The sequence below is a fragment of the Phycisphaerae bacterium genome (assembly GCA_035384605.1).
GTDB lineage: Bacteria > Planctomycetota > Phycisphaerae > UBA1845 > PWPN01 > JAUCQB01.
Map to the genome: position 1 here is coordinate 1 of DAOOIV010000094.1, position 21,291 is coordinate 21,291.

A 21,291-nucleotide genomic window follows, 5' to 3' on the forward strand; every position below is an offset into this window, starting at 1 on the left:
TCGGCCTGACGAGCAAGACGATCCCGGGCATGATCGCCAAGACGAACAACCCCCGGTTCGTCTGGGACTCTTATCGCCGCCTGATGCAGATGTATGCGGACGTGGTGATGGAAAAGGCCGAGGGAATCGAGCCGCCCGAAGACATGGGCGTCCGCCGACAGATGGAACGGGCAATGGAACAACTCAAACGCAGCAAGGGCTACAAGCTGGACACCGATCTGACCGTCGAGGATCTACAAGCCCTGTGCGACACGTACAAGAAGATCATTCAGGACGTTCTGGGCAAGTCGTTCCCGGATGACCCCATGGAGCAGCTTTGGGGCGGCATCCGCGCGGTCTTTCAGTCATGGAACGGTAAGCGCGCGATCTCCTACAGGCGCATCGAGAACATTCCGGATGACTGGGGCACGGCGGTCAACGTCCAGGCAATGGTGTTCGGCAACATGGGCGAGAACAGCGCCACGGGCGTCGCATTTACCCGTAACCCGGCCACCGGTGAAGACGCCTTCTACGGCGAGTGGCTGGTCAACGCCCAGGGCGAGGACGTCGTGGCCGGCATCCGAACCCCAAGTCCGTTAAATGAGGCAACACGCCCCGAAGGTAACACCGAGCCCAGCCTCGAAAAGGCTAATCCCAAGACCTACAAGCAGCTTCACGCCATCCGCGACAAGCTGGAGAAGCATTTCCGCGAAATGCAGGATATCGAGTTCACCATCGAGGAAGGCAAGGTCTACATGCTGCAGACCCGCACCGGCAAGCGCACGGGGCCGGCGGCGGTGCGAATCGCGGTGGACATGGCCAAGTCGAAGCTGATCACGCCGGAAGAGGCGGTAATGCGAGTGACTCCGGCCCAGCTCGATGAGGTGCTCCATGATGTGCTCGACCCGCTCGCGGAAAAGAGCGCGATCAAACTGTGCACCGGCCTTCCGGCCGGCCCGGGCGGCGCGACCGGACAGGTGGTATTCACGGCCGAGGCGGCCGTCGAGGCGGCCGGCAAGGGCAAGCAAGTGATCCTGGTCCGTGAGGAGACGAACCCCGAGGACGTCGAGGGCATGCGTGCGGCGGTCGGCATTCTGACCGCCCGCGGCGGCATGACCAGCCACGCCGCACTGGTGGCCCGCGGCTGGGGCAAGTGTTGCATCGTCGGGGCGGGCGACGTACATGTCGACCTCGCCGGCAGAAGCCTGCGGGTCGGCAACGAAATCATTCGCGAAGGCGAATGGTTGAGCCTCAACGGCACCAAGGGCGTGGTCTACAAGGATCGCCTCCCAATGGTCGCAGGGGCCGAAGATAATCCCTATTTCAAACAGTTCATGGCGATGTGCGACAAGATCCGCAAGCTCGGCGTGCGCGCGAACGCGGATACGCCCGCGGATGCCGCCAAGGCCCGCAAGTTCGGTGCCGCCGGCATCGGACTCTTCCGCACGGAGCACATGTTCTACGGCAAGGGAGCCGAGGAGCCGCTGTTCAAGCTGCGAAAGATGATCCATGCCAGGTCGCTCGAGGAACGCAAGGCGGCGCTGGATGAACTCTTCCCGCACGTGAAGTCGGATATCAAGGCGACGCTTGAAGCGATGGACGGCCTCCCGGTGACCATCCGCCTGCTGGATCCGCCGCTGCACGAGTTTGTGCCCCAGAAGGAAGATGAGCGAAGGAAGCTGGCCGCCGGTCTGGGCATCTCGCTCGAGGAACTCGAGAAACGGGCTGAGTCGCTGGACGAAGTGAATCCGATGATGGGACACCGCGGCGTTCGCCTCGGTGTCACCTACCCGGAAGTCAGCGAGATGCAGGTTCGGGCGATCCTCGAGGCGGCAGCCGAGCTGATCAAGGCCGGCAAGAAGGCCATGCCCGAGATCATGATCCCGGTAACGTGCGATGTGAGCGAGCTGAAGCATCAGAAGCAGATCGTCGATCGCGTGGCTGGCGAGGTGGCGAAGAAATTCGGAATGAAGAAGATTTCGTTCCTGTACGGCACGATGATCGAAATCCCACGCGCGGCGTTGAAGGCCGACGAAATGGCACAGGTGGCCGAGTTCTTCAGCTTCGGCACGAACGATCTGACGCAGATGACGTTCGGATTCAGCCGCGATGACGTGGGAGGGTTTGTGCCCGAATACATCAAGGGCAAGCTCCTGCCCGCCGACCCCTTCCAGATACTGGATCAGAGCGGGGTGGGCGAGTTGGTCAAGCTTGGAATCGAGCGCGGCCGGGCGACCCGCCCAGGTTTGAAGGTCGGGATTTGCGGCGAACACGGCGGCGAGCCGGAGTCGGTCAAGTTCTGCCACCGTGTGGGGATGGACTATGTGAGCTGCTCACCCTACCGCGTCCCGATCGCCCGACTGGCGGCGGCAAAGGCGGTGGTCGAAGAGAAGAGAACCCAATCGGCCAAGCCTGCCAAGAAGGGCAAAAAGACACCGAAACGCAAGAAGTAGAACGCGCCGCTTCGGTGCTGGCGATCAGTTGCTGACTGGACGATTGACAACAGAACGCCCCGCTTCTCCTTTCGGAGAGGCGGGGTGCCCTTTTTTCCACAACCTCGGCATCACCGCGATACCGTTCGATCGCAGACACCTGAACTTGTACTTGCTGGCGGACCCTTGTCGGGTATGTGATTGCAGCCTATCCAGGAACGACCGTCTGGTCCTTGTTCAACAGGAAAGCCACGAACACACCGAGGTATGCTCGTGGCCTTCGGCTACTCTAGGGTTCGCAGAGTATTGCGAAAGCCGACATCACGATCGGCCGGAAGAGCCAGATCGCTGTCGGCTTCAGGACATTCAGTAGCGGCCCCTGCCACCACCATAGCCGCCACCGCCGCCATGGCCGCCTCGGCCGCGACCGCCACCACGATCTTCGCGCGGCTTGGCTTCATTGACCTTCAGCGGCCTTCCGCTGACCTCTTGGCCGTCAAGGGCCGAGATCGCGGCTTGGGCCTCTTCGTTTGTACCCATCTCCACGAAACCGAAGCCCTTGCTCCGGCCACTGGCCCGATCCATGATCACTTCCGCACTCTGGACGCTGCCATGAGGTGCGAAAAGCTCAGCCAGTTCATCGCTGGTGGTAGAGTACGACAGATTTCCGACATACAACTTCTTGCCCATCGTCAATTCTCCTGTTCGAGGGCATCACGACCCGCATTTCTCTTTCCGGGTCCTTTCAGAAAGTGGCCAACATTCCGGCCAAGAAGGTAGGAGGGCGATTGAGATTGCAGTGCGGACTTGTTCAACCAACGTCACGTTCCTGACTCGTTCGACAAACCAACCAGAAAACACTATACACTGCAATTCACGAAAAGTACAGCCCGCGTTCTCCGAAATGTGCCTGCCCACCTTCTTCAGACCGCAAGTCTGGGCCGGAACGTGGGAGGCCGCCGGCAGGCCTGGACAGGGCGCGGGGCCCTCTCCAACCGGCGAAAACCTTCTAAACTGTTGATATGGCTAATGATACGATTGTTTCGGCCCACGGTACGTGTGGCGACGTTACCCATTTCCGCAAGTGACTGCTTACCGACACCCCGCCGCGAGTTCCGGTTCGCGATTGGCCCGTTGCCGATTGCCTTGGGGCCGGGTCGCTTGACATCTTTTTTGCCTTCTCGACTATGTGTCGTGGGCCAGGAACCTTGATCGGATCGTTTGCCGGGCCCTACGGATGAGTCGTTCATTGGAACCTTGCGGCCGGACATCTGTGCGCCTTGCGCGCATGTTTCCGGATCGCCGGGCGCCATGCCCACGGCTCTGCGTGGGCATGCGCCTTTAGTCTCCTCCGTCGCGACGGGTGTGCGCTTTGGCGCATCTTTTGGTTGCGGCCGAAGGCCGCCTTGGGAAGACAGTCTTCAATGTTGAGAAACCCCACCGCAGCACTCTGTACCGTAACGTTCTGGGCGACCCTTCTTTGCTTCGGCTGCAACGGCACGGGGCAAAGCGCGCTCATGCCACGCATCGCCGGTCCCTGGTGGACCGTTGCCCGCAGCCCCGACCTGGGCGGATTGAACGGGCCTCCTGCCGAGAACCCGAACCATCGCCAGGAACCCGTCGATTTCGCGATCTGGCAGGCGGCCGACGGAACGTGGCAGATCTGGTCCTGCATCCGCAACACGAGATGCGGTGGTCTGACACGATTGTTCTATCGCTGGGAAGGCAAACGCCTGACCGATCCGGACTGGACGCCGCTGGGGATCGCCATGCAGGCCGATCCGAAATACGAATCCCGCGTCGGCGGTTTGCAGGCCCCGTATGTCATTCGCATCGGTGACCTCTACTACATGATCTACGGGGACTGGGACTGGTTGATGATCCAGCGGAGCCGAGACGGAAAAGTGTTTGAGAGGTGGCCCTATCCCAACGGCAAGCTGGGCATGTTTACCGAAGGCCCCGAAGCCAACACCCGCGACCCGATGCTGATCCGGATCAACGATCTCTGGCATTGCTACTACACGGCCTTCCCAAACCAGATCGGGGCGGTGTTCTGTCGGACATCAAAGGATCTGCGCACTTGGAGCGAATCGAAGGTGGTTGCTCGCGGCGGCCTCACGGGCACTTCGCCATACTCCTGCGAATGCCCGCATGTGGTGAAAATCGGCGACTGGTTCTACTTGTTCCGTACACAGCGTTACGCCGGTCCGCCAACCACCAGCGTTTATCGTTCGAAAGATCCCATGGATTTCGGCATCGATGAGAAGGCGGATGACAAGTTCGTCTGCCTGCTGGAAGTGGCCGCCCCGGAGATTGTCTTTCACGGCAACCTCTACTATATTGCCGCCCTGCTGCCGGACATCCAGGGCATCCGCATCGCTCGCCTGACATGGATCCCGGACAGCATGAACCGCGGGGGATCGACCACAAACTGACGACGGAGGCCAACGGCAGGATGCCAATCGCTGATAGCCCTCCGTCTCTTCCAGGAGACTACCATGCCTTCATTCAACGGACTCGGTATGCACCTCGGTAATCTTCCACGACTCTCCAATGCCAAGACCCGATCGATCAGCCCGGAGAATTTCACCGGCGAAAAGGGCAAGGGCGGCATGGCCACGGAGGGGCTGGGCAGGGAGGCCGCTCGCCAGCTGGGGCAAGGCTGGAAGATCTCGCCGGCAATCAAGATCGCGGCCGGGGAGGAACGAGAATTGGCCAATATCCAAGGCCCCGGCGCGATCCAGCAGATCTGGATGACTCCGACCGGACCGTGGCGAATGCAGATTCTCCGGATCTACTGGGACGACCAGGCGATGCCGTCGGTCGAGTGCCCGATCGGCGACTTCTTCGCTTGCGGCTGGGGCCGGTACGCCCACGTCAATTCGCTGGCCGTCTGCGTCAACCCCGGCAGCGCGTTCAACTGCTACTGGGAGATGCCCTTCCGCAAGAAATGCCGCATCACCTTCACGAACCTCGACGACAAGGAGATGGTCCTTTTCTACCAGATCAACTACACGCTGACCGAAGTGCCCGAGGACGCGGCCTACTTCCATGCTCAGTTTCGCCGCTGCAACCCCCTGCCCTACAAGACCGACTACACCATCGTCGACGGCATCAAGGGCAAAGGACAGTTCGTCGGCACCTACATGGCCTGGGGTGTCAACAACAACGGCTGGTGGGGCGAAGGCGAGATCAAGTTCTTCATCGACGGCGACACCCAGTGGCCCACCATCTGCGGGACCGGCACCGAGGACTATTTCTGCGGCTCCTACTGCTTCATCGTCAATAAGGGGCCCGGCGGCACTCGCGAGGGCAAGGGCGAGCAGTATCAGGAGTACTCGACGCCGTATGCCGGCATGCCGCAGGTCATCCGCCCGGACGGCGTCTATGACGCCAACACCCGTTTCGGGCTGTATCGCTGGCACATCATGGATCCGGTTCGGTTCGAGAAGGATTTGCGGATTACCATCCAGGCCCTCGGCTGGCGAAGCCATGGCCGCTATCTGCCTCTGCAGGACGACATCGCCTCCGTCGCCTACTGGTACCAGACGCTGCCGACGGCTCCGTTCCCGAAGCTGCCGGATAGGGATCACCTCGAGATCATCTGAGCATCACGGCGTGCCGAGCACGCGCCGCTTGGCTTGGCACTGCCAAGGAGACCGCTCCAGTCGGATCGTGGCCAGATCTCGGCGAGCCCTTTCGAGCCAGAACCGCTCTCATAGGTTTGCCGAAAGATTGCCCCCTGCATGTTTTCCTGACAGGCCAACGACCCGCGCGCCTACCAGTATCGCCGGTAGAGGTAAAACCAGATTGCGGCGTAGATGGAAAACCAGAGTATGAGGCTCTTGTACCACGGGCGCGGCGGGGCGTCGGCACGGCGCGCGAGCAGTGCCGGGCTCCAGTTGAACGGCTCCCATCGCTCAGCCGGTGGAGGTGGATAGCGCAGCGAGACGATGACCGCGCCGGCGATGGTCAGCACCTGGGCAAAGAAGGCCAGGTAGAGCCAGTGAAGCTTGACGCCGGCGAGGTGGAAACCCGCGATGATGACGGCCTGGATCGCGGTACCGCCGAAGAGGGCAAAAAGACCGCCCTGGTAGTTAGCACGCTTCCACAGGATGCCGAGGAACAGGGCCGTCAGGAACGGCGTCGAGAGATAGGTCACGCCCTGCTGAAAGTACTTGAAGATGCCGCCGAAGTGGGCGACGGCCGGGGCGACGAGCGCGGCGATAACCAGAGCCAGAAGCGAGGCGATGCGGCCGGCCCGGACGGTCTGGACATCGTCAGCGTGGGGGCGGAGCCATTTGCGGTAAACGTCGAGAGCAAAGAGCGTCGCCGTGGAATTGGACAGAGCGCTCAGCGTGGACATCACCGCGGCCAGAAAGCCGGCAAGCACGATTCCCCGCAGGCCCCAGTCCGGAGCCAGCATCCGCAAGGCAAAAGGGAAGGCCAGATCCCTGTCGCGCAGAGGATCGGCCATGTTCATCACGTGAATCCAGTGGTAGACGATCAGGCCGATGAAGCAGGTCACCAGCGGCCGTATGAAATTGATGAAGCCGGCGAAGATGATGCCCATGTAGCCGTCCCACTCAGAGCGGGCCCCGAGCACACGCTGGATCATCACCTGGTTGCCGGCCTGATAGAACAGGATGACGCCGAACATGGCGGTGATCAGCCCGAGGAAAGGCGCGGCCTCATCGCCGGGGGGACGGTAAAGGTGGAATCGATCGGGGCTTGCGGCGATCATCGCGTTCCAACCGCCATCGACTCTGCCCAGGGCGGCAAAGAAGAGCAGAACCCCCCCGCCAACCAGCATGAGGCACTGCATCGCGTCGGTCCACATCACCGACGCCAGGCCGCCCTTGACCGTATAGGCGGCGACGATCAGGACCGTGGCCCAGAGTGTGAGGTGGAAGGGCCAGCCGGTCAGGCCCGAGATGGCGAGTGTTCCACCGTACAGCACGGGCACCAGGAAGATGAACACGTAGGCGAAGAGCATGACGAAGCTGTAGAAATCACTGCACAGCGTGCCATAGCGGCGATGGAGGAATTCCGAGACGGTGGTGACGCGGTTCTTGAGGTACACCGGGATGAAGAAGATCATCAGCAGCGTATAGACCGGCAGGCTGCACCACTCCCAGTTGGCGATGGCCATGCCGTGCTCATAGGCGGCCCCGACGGTGCCGACGATCTGCTCGCTGGAGACGCTGGTGGAGACGAAGGCCGAGCCGATGATCCACCATGGCAGACGGCCGGAAGCCAGGAAGTAGCCGCGGGCGGTCTTGTCCTGCCGACGCGAGGCCCAGAAACCGACGGCAACCACAGCGGCCAGCGAAGTGACGATGATCGAGAGGTCAAACGAGTTAAGGGCAAACTCCACGGAATCCTCCGTGCCTTGGCAAATCCGTGCTGAACTCGTTTTACGGACAGCCCATCTGAACTCAGTGCGGCCAATGATATGTGCAGACTCATGAAGCCCCAAGCGGTCCGATACACCGGGATTTGCCTCAGGGCACCCCGAAATGCGGCGGCGGGCAGAAGAGGCAGACGCCGCCGTGCGTTGCCGCTACTTCCCGACAGCCGGGCAGTGTCGTGCACAAGGCAGCCGGCTTGGCGTCGCTCACCGGGCCATGGCATGGTGCTGCCCACCGAAGGGCAGTACACCAATCAGGCCTTCCGGTTCGGCGGCATTCTTGCGTCCGCATATGTGTTTGCTACCCGACCCGGAACGACCGTCCCGTGCCCCATAATTCGTCGTATGGCGGCTGCGGCACGACGATGGGCTCAAGTCTGCGCACCATTTGTGAAGCAGGCAGAATCCCGATCCGATGACGGATGATGCACAGCGATATCCTTCTCACTGTGCTCACTCGCCGAGCGGAGATGCCCCATGAAAGCCGTCAATCTGTCTTCGGACGACAGCGAATGGAGGCTTGGCGGTCTCAACGGTTACGCGGTCATCCTGGCCGTGGTTCACCTGGTTGTGGCCTGTCCGATCCTGGTTCTTGTCGCATGGGCGGCGAACAACGGCGGAATGACCGGCAAGTGCGTTCCGCTCCTGGCTTTCGCCGTCGGGCCGTTCGTCGTCTTCGCGGTTTACAGCGGTTTGTTTCGACTCATCGCCGGACGCTGGACGCTGGTACCCAACTTCGCCTTCCTTGCGTGCGTAGCCGGCGTATGGTTTGTGGGCGCGACCAAAACGTGTCAGACCAGGATGATCAGTGTAGCGCAAGCCGAGCAAACGCATCAGAACCTGAGCAGTCAGGTCGAGGGTCTTACCGAAAGTCTGCGAGCCTTCGTCGAGAAGACGGGTCAATACCGGATGGAGGCGAAACCTTTGGCAAACTACCTGAAGGCCGCCGAAGCGGCAGGCCTCCCGCGGCCCGCGGTCGAGGAATGCTGCAACACAGCGATGACGCTGCTGAAAGAGGAGCGTCATAAACGCGCGGTCCGCCACGATGCGATCTCCCGCTTGAACGCGGCCGGAGGGACCCAGGCAAAGACCATCACCTCAAGAAAGGATGCTGAAAGCCGGCTGAAGCTGGCCCAACAGATTCTCAAGGCCGCCGAGGACGTGCAGCAGCACATGACTTCCGGCAGCGAGCGAATCCGGGACATCCTGGTTAAGGCGGGCATCAACGGAACGCGATTGGAACAACTGCGAGGTTGCGTGCCCGGATATGGGGTATCTGCCGAAGACAAGAGTGCCTGTACTGCGATGCTGGAGTATGACCAAACACGGGTAGCGTACTTTTCTCTGCTCGCCGACAAGTGGGGCCAATGGCAATGGGACCGCGATCGGTTTGCATCGTCGGACCCGGCAATAGTGAAGGAATACAAACGACTGTCTGACGTGCTCGGCAAGACTGAGGCGAACGCTGACCTTCCGCCGAGGCAAACCCAGGGCGTCAGCTCCGTGAACAAGACGCAAAACCCCCAGCCGGTCAAGAACGCGCAGAATGCCAACCCCGCGAGGAAGTCCAAAACCGCTACTCCGGCAAAGAAAGCCGCGTCCGCCTCGTCGAAGGATAAGAGACAAACGATCCGGTGATGGTGCATGGCGGTTTCGACCATATCGCGAGCAGTTACGTTGCACGACGTGAACCGGTTGTCAATCCCTGTCCCCCGCGCGATCAGCGTTTCTGCGAAGTCATCGCGAGCTTGAACAAGCACGCTGAGTGAGCCGCCATGCGGTAGGTGGCCGGTGGGCCGGAGGGGAGATCCTGGGTGCCTAATTGGACGCCAGGTCGGTCCGTGTCCTGGCACGTCAAGGTCCGCACGAAACCGGCACCCAGATCTGCATCCCGGACCCGCAATGCCAGATCGACCGGCTCATCCGTGGAGCGGTTCACCGCCACGACGTACAGCGAACTCTCATCGCGCATCGCCAAGGCGGAGATGATCGGCACGTTCTTGACGTCGGGGGCCAGGGCGTTGAATGCGGTCGCATACTTGTCGCCCTGGCTGTCGAAGTCGAATGTGTCGCAGGTCACCTGCGTGCGGACGGTGTGGGTGCCCAGGCCGCCGGCATAGAACTCGAAGACCTTGTAGTTGTCCTTGATGCGGCCGTCGGTGTACATGATACCGCAGGGGTAGGCCCCGAAGAGGTGGTGCAGGTGGGCCCGGCGGATGCCGTGGCTGATCATCACCCGAAACGCGTCGACCAGCAGGAGTTGCTGAGCAGCGGTGTCGGCGGCGGCCGGCATGAGACCGGCCTCGTTGTCCCAGTAGTAGAGCTCGACGCCGTCGATGTCAGCTTCAGCATCAGCTCCGGACAGCAAGAAGTTCACCGCGAGGGAAGTGGCGCCTTCGGGCACCTTGCCGCCGAAAACGATTCTGTGCCAGTGGTTGGCTCGCCATGCTGTCCGACTGGCGGAATCCGAGAGCGGCTCGGCAGGACGACTCTCGGGACCGAGGGTGGTCAGTTGAGCAGAGATGCGATCGGGATGAGGCGTCCGAACCCAGGCCGCGACGCGAATACTCGTGGCCTTTTTGTCCTTCCACTCGAAGGCCTGCGACACCGATATCGACGCGTCGGCCGACGAGCCGGTTCTCAGGCGAAGGCCGCGTCCTCGGCGTCCGGCATCTTGGGAAACGACGGCGGTGCTGCCCGCAACACCGTGGGTGACTCTCCAGCCGGTCATGTCCTGCTCGAAATCGAGATTCTTCGCGTCCAGCTTCGACTTGCGCTGTTCACCCCAACACTTGAGATTCCACTCGGTGATTTCGATGGGTGAGCGGTAGGCGATAGCCTCTTCACGGTATCCGCCCAGGCCCGGGTTGGCGACGCCGCGTCGGCCGTAGAGGATGTTCTGCAGGTTGTGGTGCGACCAGATCAGCAGGTCGGTCCCTTCGATGCTGTAGGGATAGAAATGGTCCTGCACCGCATCGATCAGGCCCGCCTCGTAAAGCTGATTCAGTTCTCGCGTCCAGCGGACGTTGATGTCGTGATTGGTGGCCTGGAGCGGATCCTGATTGTTTCCCATCAGGGGGTAGCCCACCGCGGTGATCCAGAGTTTGAGGCCTTTGATCGTCGGGTGTTGGGCGGCGGCCTCGGCCATGAGTTGCCGCATGGCCTGAGCGTAGGCGGCCACGGTGGGGGCATAATGCTCGGGTGGCCAGTCGGTGGTGGCTTGGCCCCAGTTCTCGTTGCCCATCTCGTAACAGGTGATCGGAAGTCGACCGGCCAGGGCCCGCTCGATGGTGTACTTGCGAACCAGATTCAGCGTCTCGGCCAGAGTCCCGAAGTAGTAGTCCGTATAGCCACAGGGATTTGGGGCCGTGTGTCGATAACGGATGATCTCGGCCACAGGCGCGCCTGTCGGAGGCGGGCCGGGTAAGCCTTCCGTCCCGCCCTGCAAGTTCAGCGTGTAGTAAGGCTCAGCCCCGACGGCCTCGCAGAAAACCAGGAACTGTTCGACCGTCATCTTCCGTTCGTTGTCGGCTTTCCAGTCATAACGGTCAGCCTCGCACCCGTTGGGAAAACGGATCGACTTGATGCCGATCTTCTTGACCGCCTGCATGGCTTCGGGCCGTTTGAGGGCCGCCGCGCCGCCGTAGTCGAGATTGACGCCGATAATCTCGGGCCACACGGGCGTTTCACTGATTTGAGGCAAGATCTCGACGACAGCGGTCGCCGGCCGGCTCGCGGTTTGAGCGATCGAGCCACCGGTTACGGTCAGGAACGCCGCGATCAACGCCGTTGTGGGCCATCTCCTTGCCATTCTTCATCCCCGCAGTTGTCGTCGGGCTCTACATCCTCGCTCCTCGAAGTACTTGGCCTATCGGTATGTCATACAGCGAATATCTCGACGGGACGCACTTGGGAGAGCGTCTTTCAACATACCGCCGACAACACCAATAGACGGCTCTTCGTGTTCTCAGAGAAGCGGGGGTCAGACCCCCCCTGCAACCTGTGCCGCCGAAGAATCGTTGTGAGACGACGATACCTGCTCGGACACGGTTGAAGCTGACATGGGGGCCGCAGGCTTGCCCACAGCGGAGGTGTGCTCCACATGCCCGCCGGGCGGCAATTGTACCAGCGTGTCGGCATCGACCGCCTCATCCGGACCGGCCTCGGCAAGGTATTGCTTGGATCGCCGGTGGAAGTAAAGCCCCACAGCGACGACGAGAACGATGAGCCCGAGGAAACCGATGATGTTGGTGACCATTCGGACATCCGACTTGAGCTGATCAAACTGTGACCCAAACAGCCAGCCGAGCACGACCAGCGTCGGAACACTGATGCACGCGGCGGAGCCGTTCACACTAATGAATTTCCAGAAGGGCACCTTCATAACGCCACTGGCAAGGAAAACCATCGCTCGAAGCCCCGGTAGAAAGCGAGCCGCGAAGATGATCTTGATGCCGTGGTGCTCGAAAAGATGCTCGGCCAGCAGCAGCCTGGAAGGCTTCACGATCCGCCGCATGAAACGGTGTTCGACGATGTGGTGGCCGAATCGACGACCCATGAAGAACAGACAGACATCGCCGGTGAGCACACCCAACATGCCGACGGCGATCATAATCGGCAGGACGGCCAAGCCGCGATAACACAGCCATCCGCCGGTGAGCAGAGGAATGTCCTCGGGGATTGGCATCCCAAAGCTGGCAGCAACCAGTACCGCCAGTACGCACAGGTAGGGCAGTTTGTCCCAGGGCATTCCAATCCTCGGTACAACCCGCTGTCGCAGCTTGCGGAAGCTCTTTACAGGTCCCCTCGATAACTGATTATTGCTATCGAGATTTATCCGGACTATCCTTAACTCGGGGGGCGACCTTCCGCCGGTTCACGGATCTTACACCGGCCGGGTGGTCCTGCCAAACCGGGTTATGATAGTACCGAGCGAGCGAATCCGGTCGCCGAAAGGCGCCTGATCCACGAACGGTCCGGAGAGTCAACCGCCACAGTGGGAAACACACATAACAAATGGTACGCCGAAGGGTTACGTTTCTCGTGCAGCCAGTGTGGCAACTGCTGCACGGGGCCGCCTGGGTATGTCTGGGTCACCCGCGAAGAGATCCGGCGAATTTCCGTCTATCTTGGCCGCGAAGATGACTGGCTCGGCAAGGAGCACCTGAGGCGCATCGGTTTCAGGCACTCGCTGGTGGAGAAGCCAAACGGCGACTGCGTCTTCCTCATGTCGACGGGCAACGGAACCCGGGGGTGCTCGATCTACCCGGTGCGGCCGTTGCAGTGCCGGACCTGGCCGTTCTGGACACAGAATCTCAAATCGCCTTCGGCATGGGCTGCGGCCGGCGAGGTCTGTCCGGGCATGAACAACGGCCGCCAATTCACGATCGACCAGATCGAGGCCGTTCGCCTGAAGGACTCTTGGGAGCCGGGTGAGGAGTCGCCGTTGAAGGCAGATGCTCCGTAAACTCGATGCAGGCGTTTCATGAGTGAGAGGTTGCTACCGGTTTCGGTGTCGGTGCTGCGGGAACATGCGCAACGGCCGGAAATCGTGAGGGCGATGCGCGAGTTTTACGTTGAGGTCGACCGCGAGATTGCGGCTCATGACCCCACGTGCTGGAACAAGGGTAAGTGCTGCTGCTTCGGCCAGTTCGGTCACCGGCTGTACGTGACCTCGCTCGAAATCGCGTATTACCTGGCGACAGGCAACCTCACGCCCCCGGTCACTTCCGACGCCTGCCCCCACGCGATCGACGGCAAATGCCACGCCCGCGAGCGGCGGCCCTTCGGCTGCCGCGTTTTCTACTGCGATCCGAGCGCCCAACACTGGCAAGGACCGCTCAGCGAGCGGCGACTGACTCAGCTCAAGGCCATGCACGAGGCGCTGCAAGTCCCCTACATGTACGTGGATTGGATGACGGTAATGAAGGGAATGCAGTAACGGACAGGCTGCCGGTCTGTTAGTCTCTTCTGTCGCGACTGGTCTGCATTTTACGCGCATGTTTCTGGATCGCAGAGCGCTTGGGTTGCGGCCCGCAAAAACGCGGTCCGCCTTAGTCTGTTGGTCTGTTGGTCTGTTGGTCTGTCAGATGGTAGCGACCACGAAAGGCATCGAATCGGACCCATAGCACGTCGAGGAACATCCTGATCGAGTCGCGGAAGAGTTTGACTTTGGTATGGGAGACGTGGCTCCAATGCACGGGGATCTCGCAGATGGTCAGGCCCATCCGCGACGCGAGGTAGAGCATCTCCACGTCGAAGGCGAAGGTCTCGACGCGTTGCAGTCTGAGGATCGGGTCGATCTTGCTGCGCCGAAAGGCCTTGAACCCGCATTGGGTGTCGTAGATCGGCAGGCCGGTCAGCATGCGGACAAGTAGATTGAAGATCTTGCCGGCGGTCTCGCGAAAGCGGGATTGCCGCATGGCGATCAGGCTACGGTCGAGGGCCCGGGAACCGACGACGATGTCACACTGGCCGGCCAGGATCGGCCCGACCAATGCGGGCAGTTCGGACATCGGCGACGATAAGTCCGCATCAGTGAAGGCCACGATGTCGCCGGTTGCGTGGAACATTCCGGTTCGCACGGCCGCGCCTTTGCCCTGATTCCGCTGATGGCGAAGCAGGATGAGTTGCACCGGAGTGGCTGCATGCTGCCGACGAGAGCCCTCGACGATCACGGCTGTCCGGTCGGTTGAGCCGTCATCGACGACGATCACTTCGCGAAAAGCCGGCCAAGCCTCGACATAAGCCATGACTTCCTCCAAGGACCGGCCTATACACAGCTCTTCGTTGTAGGCTGGGATCACCAATGAGACGCTCTGGGCCGTGGTTTGAAGGAGCGATTCCCAAGGCGCGATGCGGTCAGCATGAGATAGACTGATGGTGCTGTTCGAACTGACTGCCATCACGCTAACCGCTCACCTTTGCGTCGGGAAGGCCGGCACGAGGCCGCGAAGCATCCCCCCACGGCCAGCAGGCCGAGGCACATGAGAACCAGACCCGCGCGGAGGCTGCCAGGCTCAAAGCGAAACTCGACCCGACATTCGCCGGCCGGCACGTGGACTCCGCGGAAGATCCCGTTGACCTTCAGTATATCCGCAGATCGGCCATTCACGTAAGCCCGCCAGCCCGGGTACATCATGTCGCACAACACGACCAGACCCGGAACCGAAGTAGAGGTCGTCATTGTGACCGCCGAATGGCCATACCGAACGATTCTCACGCGGCCGGGCTCGCCCGGCGCAGCCGAGGGCAGACCGATTGCTGAAGCGGCGGCCTCGACCAAGGCGATTCGAGATGTGTCCACATGCCCCTCGGCCAGGTCTGCAACGGCCTGCTCACATGATGCCGTCTCGCGCACCTCGTAGACCATAAACGCCCGAGGGCATTCGCGCTTGTTTCGGTAGATGTTCAAGCCCTCGCGAAAGACCAGTTCCCAATCGGGGTGGTCGAGCTCATCGGACGGATCGACAAGCAGATAACGGACGTTCAGCAATGACAGCAGAGGCGAATCGAGCGATCCGGGATCCTCGAAACCGATGATCTGGTTGGACCAGAGCGCACGCTGGGGTTCGATCGCGTTTATGTAATCGGCATAGTCGGCAAGGATGACGGAATCGTAGCCCCCGATATCCTGGAGTCCGTAGAGCATCGGAAGGTTCGGATGCAAGACCATCCGGGGGCCGAAACGGCCGATGCGAAACGGGCCGGAATCGGAGCGGAGGAATTCAACGGCCGGGGGGACATGATCGAGCCAGGCCGGATCAGCCTGGGTCATGAAGCCGCCGTTGGCTTGGAAAGGATCAGCGGCCGTCAGTAAGAGACAAAGCATGGCCGCAACCGCTGCACCGCGGGGTTTCCAGACGCGCAAGACAGGAAGAGCAAGGACGACGGCGGCGGCCAGGGCAAAGATCGTCAGACGCAGGGCATTGGCCCACATGTAGCCGGCGACGTCCCAGGAATCGATAAAGCCGTTGCCTTGCGAGAGTCGGGGAATCTGGTCGAAGGCCCGTTCCGCCAGGCGATAGGCAAGGGATGGGAAAACGAGCATCAAGAGCAACGCAAGGAGCATGAGCGTCGGTACGGCGATGATCAGAACGCCTGTTATTCGACGTTGCCCGCTTGCCTGGCTTGCGACCGGTACCGCTGCATCGAGACTCCCATCTCGACACTTTTTGAGACTCTCTCTCATTTCGTCGCACCACGAGCCGCTCAGCCTTCCAAACCAGCGCTGTCCTCCCATTGCGGCCAGGCAGCAGATGGCAAAGGTGCCGGCGAACATCCAGCGAAACGGAGTACGCACCTGCTCGAAACCCGGCACGGTGTAGTAGAACACGGCGTAGATCGGTGTGCCGAAGGCCAACAGCAGTGAGAGTGCAAGAACCAGGATGAAAAACCATCGGTAGCAACCGTGGGCTAACAGGCCGATCAGCATCAGCCCCAGAGGCATCAGCCCCAGGTAAAAGCCGTTCTCGTTGTAGTTCTTGGTCCCGTAGGCATAGAAATCCGCGCCGCGACGAGCTTCGATCGGCCGCATGCTGCGCGTCCGCAGATCGAAGGCCTTGTGCTTGGCGGGGTTTCCGAAGATGTCGGGAACAATCATTTCCAGCAGATGCTCGGGGCGCAGGGCGCGGTTCACCATACGCTCATAGCTTGCCTCGGCTGCGCGGGTGGTGAGGTTCTTGACTTCAAGGAACGGTAGAAGCTGCGGCCCGGCGAGCATCGCGGCCAAGGCTGCTGTCGTGACCGTGGCAGCGCAGAACCCCAGACACCTCTTTGCGGAACGAGTTTGCCGCCAGAGATGCCAGCAGCAGGCGAGGGTGAATAACGCAGCGGTAAAGCACGCATAGAAGGCGATTTCGAAGAAGCCCGCCAGAATCGGCATGGCGAAGATCACTCCTCCGAGACCGATGCGCCACCCTGCCGCACGCCGGAAAGGGGATGGCACCATCTTCGCCGAGCTTTGCCGAGTGCCTGAACCGGCCATTGACTCAGGGATTCCGTTTGCCCCGGCACGAGGAAGGCTGTCGCCGACCGCACGGAAGCAGTCTCCCAGACGGAGGATCCACAGGAGCATCAGCGGCAGCCAGATGGCCGAGCCGATAAGCATGGGCCAGATCAACTGCATCGCCAGGAAGCCGCACGTCGCGAAGGCCACGCCGCCGACGGCGCAACCGAAGGGGCTCACACCGATCCGCCGTAGAAACAGGTACTGAAACATACCGGCCAGCCACAAGTGCAGAACCGTGTAGATAACATAGGCCTGCGGAAGCGGCGCGAGCACGAAGATGATGTTCAGCGGGTAAAACGTGGAGGCTTGGCCGGTGGCGTAAAGCGGATGGCCGCAGAATGCATAAGGGTTCCACAAAGGCCATTCGCCGTCGGCGAGGCAGCGGCGCAGGAGGGTCTTCCAGGCGTAGTTCTCGTACAGCATGTCGCCGATGAGCGAGTTGTGAACCCCGGTGACCCCGGCCGGCGGCGTCTGCGGAGGATACTGCCATGTCAGGTCCGTCGGCAGGAGCACCTTGCCGCCAAAGATCGACGGCCAGAACCAAACCGCCAGCACCATGCCCAGGAAGATCGCGAATCGGGGGAAGGTCATGTCAGGATCCCCCCCGCAATGGCCAAGTCCCAATGACGAAATCCCAATGACCGGTCAATGACGAATGACGAAATCCGAATGTCGAAAGAAGCCCGAAGTCCGAAGTCCGAATGACGAGCAAGGGCGTCAGTGCTGGGCGTAGCGGCGGGCGTAGAGGTCCGGATCGTACTTGGCCCGACGGCCGGGGCAGGTCTCGCGCGGACAGAGCTGGCAGTTCTCATAATGCGTCTCCGAAGGGAAAAAGATACCGGAAACGCTCTTGACGGGCACCATCAAGCAGCTATCGGTCAGCTCCACCCCGATCGCACCGCAGGTGTCGCCCAGCAGGGTGAAGAGTTCGCGCTGCTGTTCCAGCGGCCAATCCTGAAGCGAGCCGGGGTCCATGGCGGCAACCGGGCCAAAGGCGGCCTTATCGGTGACATGCTTGTGCACGAACCGGGCAGCCGCATGGACGGCCATTTCCATCAATGTCTCAGCCCAGAACCTTTCGAGCATGTCGGTGATCGGCGCAGCCCAAGCCGCCATCTCGCGCCCGCAGGTCGCCACAAAAGGGAAAACCCGATGCGTCTCCCGAAGATTCACCGCCAACACCCGGCTGGTGAAGGTGATGCCCTCAACAGTGACAGTGTCATCCGTACGGCTATCGATGTAGGCGACCCGGTACATGGCTCGCGGCCGGGCGACAACCTGCGCCTGACCGGCCAAGTCAAGAGCCCGTGAGTGGTAGTCATCGAGGTCCCGCAGGTGCAGACGGTCGAGAACGGCCTCGGGTTCGAGATCAAACGCGATGTTGTCGAGGATGACGGGGTCAGACATTATGTGGTTACTCAATGCGGAGACTGCGTCCGCTGTCACGGCGCACGGTCATGAACGGGCTGTCAGCAACGACGGGCATCAAGGTCCTTCAGGCAACGATATCGGGCTTCGCGGCGCGGAGACTCTTCTCCACATTGGCCGACAGGTTCGCGGCAACGACGAAGGCCGTGAGGCGCCTCCCCTATCACGGCACACCAGTCATCTTAGCACATGTTGACAGGGCGGACCAAGCCAAACACAGAAATGAGCCGGATGCATCAAGGCTTGTTGGCCATTGAGCCACATTCAGTCGCACGGGGCATCAACCCTACGACTCTGCCAGCCATGGTTCTTCACCAAGGAACGCACCGGCCGGCGCCCGCGCCGGACAAACGTTCGCCGAATCCGGCCTGGTGCCAGACACGTACTGCCAGGATGCCGGTTCCACATATTCAATGGTTGGCTCGGGCGTAGTCTCGCATGGCAAGAACGTTCTCGTTAGGCGTGCCTCGGGGCACTTCGCAGCCGGCTCCGACAATGTAGCGGGCGCCCGCCTGTCGATGACACTCGGCAAGGGCCGCGTGCACCTGCTCAGGAGTCCCGTTGCGCAGCACGGCAACGGGGTTGATGTTACCCAGCAGGACCTGATCGGGCCCCATGGCGGCGCGAGCCTCATCCAGCGGGGCCATCGAGTCCAGATCGACGATTTCGCATTTGAGTCGGCCCATGTCCGTCAGCAATGGCCGTGTGTTGCCACAGATGTGCAACCGGACGCGCGTGCCCATGGCGTGGAGGCCGTCGACCAGCTTCTTCTCGTACGGCCAGACCAGTTCGTTGTAGAGCTCGGGGCCGACCAGCGAGGCCGCTGCGTCGCCGACGCCGATGATATCCACGCCCGCGTCCACCTGGGCCTTGGCGAAACAAAGCTCCATCTCCACCACGAACTCAAACAGGTCCCGCACCCAAGCTGGGTCGTCGATCAGGTCGAGCATGAGCGCGTTCAGTCCGCGAAGGTCGGCGCCCATGGCGATCGGACCCTCGATCCAGCCTTCGACGATTTTGTCCTTCCCCGCCCTTTCTCTGAGCAGAGCAACTCCCTTTACCCGATCGGTCATACGCCCGCCCCCGAGGGGATCAGGCATCTTGAGCGATGCCAGGTCGGACTTGTCGGTGAGCCGAGCCTCGCTCTCGACAATCGCCGGCGGCTGGTCGTCGAAGATTTCAATCGTCCCACCGCAGTCGGCCGTCTCGCGGGCCGGGTCGGAGATCACCGACACATAGTCAAAGTCATACTGCTCGGCGGTGCGGATCTGCCCTTCAGCCAGCACGCGGTAATCGGTCGCATACTCGCGGTATTTCGCCCCGATCTGATCCGCGGCGAACATCATCGTAATAGGCATCAACGGCAGGCAATCTAACGCCCGCCCCTCGATCATCGACAACACTCGTTCCCGGCTGTTCATTCGTCTCTTCCGTCGTATCAGGTGCGCATTCCGCGCACGTGTTTCGGGATCACGGTGCGTTTTGGCCGCGGCTCGCAAGAAGGCGGTCCGCCTTGGGTTCTCCTGTCAAGAAGTCTATCGGACGTTGGGGCAACGTTGGTATTTGAGGTCAGGCCGAAGGCCAACCTCGCCGAAAACCTACCCGGCGTCAGAATACCACACGCCGCCGGATCGCCACAAGCGCGATCCGGCCGCCGGTGCTGCCGGTGTGCTCGACCTTCCCGATCCGCCGCCGTCTCGTCGCGATCTTTGCCCGCTCGTCGCCGGCAGGGCGTCATTGGATCGCTACTTGTTGCTGCCGCGGATGGCCTTTTCCTTCACAGCGGTCTCCCTGAGCTGCTCGTATATCTTCCTGGCCGCATCGACGCGCTTAAGCAGTTCATCGCCTTGAAGCGCCAACTGTTTGAGTTCCTGATCACCCTCTAACGTCACCAAGTCCTTGCTTTTGGCGTCGGCCACCAGTTTCTCGATTTGGCTGAGGCTGTCGAGTCGCTTGTCAAGCAACTGGTCGACATCCTCGAACTTCCACCATCTCAGGCCCTCACGACGCACGTAGATGGGCGTGGTGTGAGCATGACAGCCATTCGTGGCCCGGGTCACTGCCGCCAGCCAGCAACCGTGCCCGGCCTCCATGTCGAACTCGAGGACGATCTCGGTGTCGCCTTCCTTGGCAGGTTTGGCGACCCTGACCTCCTGGCCGAACTTGACGACCTTTACAGACTCCGGCTGCGAGAACTCGGTCTGCCCCATGGCCTTCACACGAACGTGGAGCTTGGCGTTGTCCTTGACCACGATCTCATCGCCGGGCAAGGCGTCGTTGACCGTGAACTCGATCATCGGGCCATTGGTCACGAACGTGCGACCCCGGCGCACGGCCTCGAACCAGGCATCCGGATCGAAAGCCTTTTCCCCAATGCACGCATAGAGCCGCACCTCGCCGATCGTGCCGCCCCACGGAACGTCGGACCCGCATGAGGCGGTGACCTTGAACCCCAGATCCAGGAACTGGTACCACAGTTCGGTACCCAGATGGCCGAACTGCAGCACCTCTGCGAAATCGCACTTGCCCTTGGGCACGTTGACGCTCATATCGCGGTGAACATGGAACATCCCCGAGTTGACATGGGCGTAGCCCCACAAGCCGCCCTGTCCGTGCACCGTGTCCGCGACGTAATCGTAGAGGTAGTACTTGTTGGTGTCGCGAACCATGCTATTGATATTCATCGAGATGGTGTGCCCGATGAACTGGTGCGTTCGCGGACATTCCTGGCCCGGCGAGAGAACATAGTCGCTATTGATGACGCGGTAATCCTTACCGAAACCGCGCTGTTCAAAGTAGGTACGGGTAATGTCACCCATCTTGACGATGTTGCCCAGGTGTACATCCTCCGCCACCAGCCAGGCCATGAGTCGAGCGGCATCGTCGTCGCTTAGGATCTGTCCATGCACGTGGTCGTCGCCGGAGAACCAGCCGAGCTTGCGCATGTCGATCCATCGCTTCGGACGATAAGTCTTGTCTGTCAACTTTAGCCGTTTTTCTTTGTGCTCATGACCATGGGTGCTTCACAAAAC

General features: G+C 61.2%; 15 protein-coding genes. 6 read left to right on the forward strand and 9 right to left on the reverse strand.

Annotated features, from left to right (window positions below):
* The coding region (ppdK, locus tag PLL20_16885) for a pyruvate, phosphate dikinase (GenBank protein HPD31669.1) at positions 1–2,432 on the forward strand (2,432 nt) is incomplete at its 5' end.
* 345 nt (positions 2,433–2,777) lie between these two features.
* Here ppdK and PLL20_16890 read toward each other — a convergent pair.
* Positions 2,778–3,101 (reverse strand): RNA-binding protein, encoded by a 324-nt coding sequence (locus PLL20_16890; protein HPD31670.1) that lies wholly within the window; start codon positions 3,099–3,101, stop codon positions 2,778–2,780.
* Positions 3,102–3,928: 827 nt separating this feature from the next.
* Between PLL20_16890 and PLL20_16895 the strand changes: the two genes are divergently transcribed.
* Together PLL20_16895 and PLL20_16900 are read left to right on the forward strand one after the other, a co-directional pair.
* The gene (locus PLL20_16895) at positions 3,929–4,846 is read left to right on the forward strand and encodes a hypothetical protein (GenBank protein HPD31671.1); all 918 of its coding nucleotides are present in this window, start codon (positions 3,929–3,931) and stop codon (positions 4,844–4,846) included.
* Between the two features lie 63 nt (positions 4,847–4,909).
* Positions 4,910–6,019 (forward strand): DUF2961 domain-containing protein, encoded by a 1,110-nt coding sequence (locus PLL20_16900; protein ID HPD31672.1) that lies wholly within the window; start codon positions 4,910–4,912, stop codon positions 6,017–6,019.
* A gap of 170 nt (positions 6,020–6,189) precedes the next feature.
* Here the strand turns inward: PLL20_16900 and PLL20_16905 are convergent, their stop codons facing one another.
* Positions 6,190–7,788 (reverse strand): sodium/solute symporter, encoded by a 1,599-nt coding sequence (locus PLL20_16905; GenBank protein HPD31673.1) that lies wholly within the window; start codon positions 7,786–7,788, stop codon positions 6,190–6,192.
* Between the two features lie 510 nt (positions 7,789–8,298).
* Here PLL20_16905 and PLL20_16910 point away from each other — a divergent pair.
* On the forward strand, positions 8,299–9,459 hold the full coding sequence (locus tag PLL20_16910; protein ID HPD31674.1) for a hypothetical protein: 1,161 nt from the start codon (positions 8,299–8,301) through the stop codon (positions 9,457–9,459).
* 82 nt (positions 9,460–9,541) lie between these two features.
* Here PLL20_16910 and PLL20_16915 read toward each other — a convergent pair whose 3' ends face one another.
* Both PLL20_16915 and PLL20_16920 read right to left on the reverse strand, forming a co-directional pair.
* Positions 9,542–11,632 (reverse strand): hypothetical protein, encoded by a 2,091-nt coding sequence (locus PLL20_16915; protein ID HPD31675.1) that lies wholly within the window; start codon positions 11,630–11,632, stop codon positions 9,542–9,544.
* A 171-nt stretch (positions 11,633–11,803) separates the two neighbouring features.
* Complete coding sequence (locus PLL20_16920; protein ID HPD31676.1) at positions 11,804–12,571, reverse strand: DedA family protein; 768 nt, start codon at positions 12,569–12,571, stop codon at positions 11,804–11,806.
* A 246-nt stretch (positions 12,572–12,817) separates the two neighbouring features.
* On the opposite strand from PLL20_16920, the gene PLL20_16925 reads away from it, so the two are divergent.
* Together PLL20_16925 and PLL20_16930 are read left to right on the forward strand one after the other, a co-directional pair.
* Positions 12,818–13,288 carry a YkgJ family cysteine cluster protein gene (locus tag PLL20_16925; GenBank protein HPD31677.1) on the forward strand — a complete coding sequence of 157 codons (471 nt, stop codon included), beginning with the start codon at positions 12,818–12,820 and terminating at the stop codon, positions 13,286–13,288.
* Positions 13,289–13,306: 18 nt separating this feature from the next.
* Positions 13,307–13,762, forward strand: coding sequence for a hypothetical protein (locus PLL20_16930; protein HPD31678.1), 456 nt, complete (start codon positions 13,307–13,309; stop codon positions 13,760–13,762).
* A gap of 112 nt (positions 13,763–13,874) precedes the next feature.
* Here the strand turns inward: PLL20_16930 and PLL20_16935 are convergent, their stop codons facing one another.
* The 5 genes from PLL20_16935 to PLL20_16955 all read right to left on the reverse strand — a co-directional run bounded on the left by PLL20_16935 (position 13,875) and on the right by PLL20_16955 (position 21,243).
* A complete protein-coding gene (locus PLL20_16935; protein ID HPD31679.1) occupies positions 13,875–14,726 on the reverse strand; it encodes a glycosyltransferase family 2 protein in 852 nt (283 codons plus the stop codon).
* Positions 14,726–17,422, reverse strand: coding sequence for a YfhO family protein (locus PLL20_16940; GenBank protein HPD31680.1), 2,697 nt, complete (start codon positions 17,420–17,422; stop codon positions 14,726–14,728). The genes PLL20_16935 and PLL20_16940 overlap by 1 nt, the downstream gene beginning before the upstream one ends.
* A 126-nt stretch (positions 17,423–17,548) precedes the next feature.
* A complete protein-coding gene (locus tag PLL20_16945; protein ID HPD31681.1) occupies positions 17,549–18,238 on the reverse strand; it encodes a vitamin B12 dependent-methionine synthase activation domain-containing protein in 690 nt (229 codons plus the stop codon).
* A 431-nt stretch (positions 18,239–18,669) separates the two neighbouring features.
* Entirely contained in the window at positions 18,670–19,680 is a 1,011-nt protein-coding gene (locus PLL20_16950) for a uroporphyrinogen decarboxylase family protein (GenBank protein ID HPD31682.1), read from the reverse strand.
* A gap of 324 nt (positions 19,681–20,004) precedes the next feature.
* The gene (locus PLL20_16955; protein HPD31683.1) at positions 20,005–21,243 is read right to left on the reverse strand and encodes a CehA/McbA family metallohydrolase; all 1,239 of its coding nucleotides are present in this window, start codon (positions 21,241–21,243) and stop codon (positions 20,005–20,007) included.
* Positions 21,244–21,291 lie beyond the last annotated feature (48 nt).